Genomic DNA, 2,205 nt, shown 5'->3' with positions numbered 1-2,205 from the left:
ATCCAGCTCTTCCTGTCCGGGTACGGCCTCGAGCTCGATGACCTGAAGGCACTGCGTACCTGGGGCTCCCTCACGCCCGGGCATCCCGAGTACCGCCACACCAAGGGCGTCGAGATCACCACCGGCCCGCTCGGCCAGGGCCTCGCGACGTCGGTCGGTTTCGCCTACGGCCAGCGCCGCCAGCGCGGGATGTTCGACGCCGACGCACCGGCCGGCACCAGCCCGTTCGACCACACCATCTGGGTCATCGCCTCGGACGGCGACCTCCAGGAGGGCGTGACGGCGGAGGCCTCGTCCCTCGCCGGCCACCAGGAGCTCGGGAACCTCGTGGTGATCTACGACGAGAACCACATCTCGATCGAGGACGACACGGACATCGCCTTCACCGAGGACGTCCTGAAGCGCTACGAGGCGTACGGGTGGCACACCCAGCGCGTCGACTGGACCAAGACCGGCGAGTACGTCGAGGACGTCGCCGAGCTCTACTCCGCGCTCGTCGCCGCGAAGAACGAGACCTCGAAGCCGAGCATCGTCTCGCTGCGCACGATCATCGGCTACCCCGCGCCGAACAAGCAGAACACCGGCAAGATCCACGGCTCCGCGCTCGGCAAGGACGAAGTCGCAGCGCTCAAGGAAGCCCTCGGCTTCGACCCCGAGAAGCACTTCGACGTCGACCCGGAGGTCCTGGACCACGCCCGCGGCGTCGTGCAGCGCGGTGCCGATGCGCACAGCGCCTGGCAGGAGGGCTTCGACGCCTGGAAGGCGGCACACGCCGACGAGGCCGCGCTCCTCGAGCGCATCCAGGCCCGCACCCTGCCCGAGGGCTGGGAGGAGACCCTCCCCACGTTCGAGGCCGGCAAGGACATGTCCACGCGTGCCGCGTCCGGCAAGGTCCTCACGGCCATCGGCCCCGCCCTCCCCGAGCTGTGGGGCGGCAGCGCCGACCTCGCGGAGTCGAACAACACGACCATCGAGGGATCGCCGTCGTTCATCCCGCCGAGCCGCCAGACCAAGTCGTGGTCGGGCAACGAGTACGGCCGCGTGCTGCACTTCGGTATCCGTGAGCACGCTGCCGCGGCCATCGTGAACGGCATCGTGATGCACAGCAGCACCCGCGCGTTCTCGGGGACCTTCCTGATCTTCAGCGACTACCAGCGCCCCGCGGTGCGCCTCGGCGCGCTCATGGGCGTCCCGGCCATCTATGTCTGGACCCACGACTCGATCGGCCTCGGCGAGGACGGCCCCACCCATCAGCCGGTCGAGCAGCTGTCCTCGCTGCGGACCATCCCGGGACTCGACGTCGTCCGCCCGGGCGACGCGAACGAGGTGGCCGTCGCCTGGCGCACCATCCTCGAGAACACCGAGAACCCCGCCGGCATCGTGCTGACGCGGCAGAACATCCCGACCTACCAGCGGGGCGACGGCGCAGCCGAGGGTGACACGTTCGGTTCGGTCGAGGGAGTCGCGAAGGGCGGCTACGTGCTCGCCGAAGCACGGAACGGATCGCCCGACGTGATCCTCGTCGGCACGGGCTCCGAGGTCCAGCTCGCGGTGGAAGCCCGCGAGGCCCTCGAGGCGGAGGGCATCTCCGCGCGCGTCGTGTCCATGCCGTGCCTGGAGTGGTTCAACGCCCAGGACGCGTCCTACCGCGAGAGCGTCCTGCCGCGCACCGTCCGCGCCCGCGTGTCCGTCGAGGCCGGCGTCTCGCAGAGCTGGCACGGGATCGTCGGCGACGCCGGACGCAGCGTGTCGCTCGAGCACTTCGGCGCCTCCGCCGACTACAAGACGCTCTACCGCGAGTTCGGCATCACGGCGGATGCCGTCGTCGCGGCCGCCAAGGACTCCCTCGAGGCCGTGGCCACCGATCCGCTGGCACCGAACGGCACCGCGGCGATGCCGTCGGGCCACCGTGCCACCGAGACCGGTGACCATCAGTAGTCCCGCACCCTCCGTCAGAATCCAGCACACATTCCGCGGAAGCGGACAAGGAGCACACCATGTCAACACCCACAGCTGACCTCTCGGCCGCCGGCGTATCCATCTGGCTCGACGACCTCTCACGGGAGCGCATCAACTCGGGCGCCTTCAAGCACCTCATCGAGGACCGCAACGTCGTGGGCGTCACGACCAACCCGAGCATCTTCGCCGCCGCTCTGAAGAAGGGCGAGTCCTACGCCTCCCAGGTCGGGGCACTGGCGGAGGCCG

Annotated in this window: 2 protein-coding genes; both read left to right on the top strand. The window is 69.7% G+C overall.

Translation table 11 applies throughout. The features are described 5' to 3' along the window. Positions 1 to 1,938, top strand: a 1,938-nt coding sequence (locus CVO76_RS05435) for a transketolase family protein (protein ID WP_244186219.1), incomplete at its 5' end; no start/stop codon positions are given. 59 nt (positions 1,939 to 1,997) lie between these two features. Further along, positions 1,998 to 2,205: transaldolase family protein (locus CVO76_RS05430; protein ID WP_279628596.1), on the top strand; the 208-nt coding region annotated here is incomplete at its 3' end.

It is taken from the genome of Arthrobacter agilis (assembly GCF_002953615.1).
Lineage (GTDB): Bacteria > Actinomycetota > Actinomycetes > Actinomycetales > Micrococcaceae > Arthrobacter_D > Arthrobacter_D agilis_B.
The sequence above is the reverse complement of the archived record's forward strand: the minus strand, read 5'-3'. Positions and strand labels throughout refer to the sequence as shown.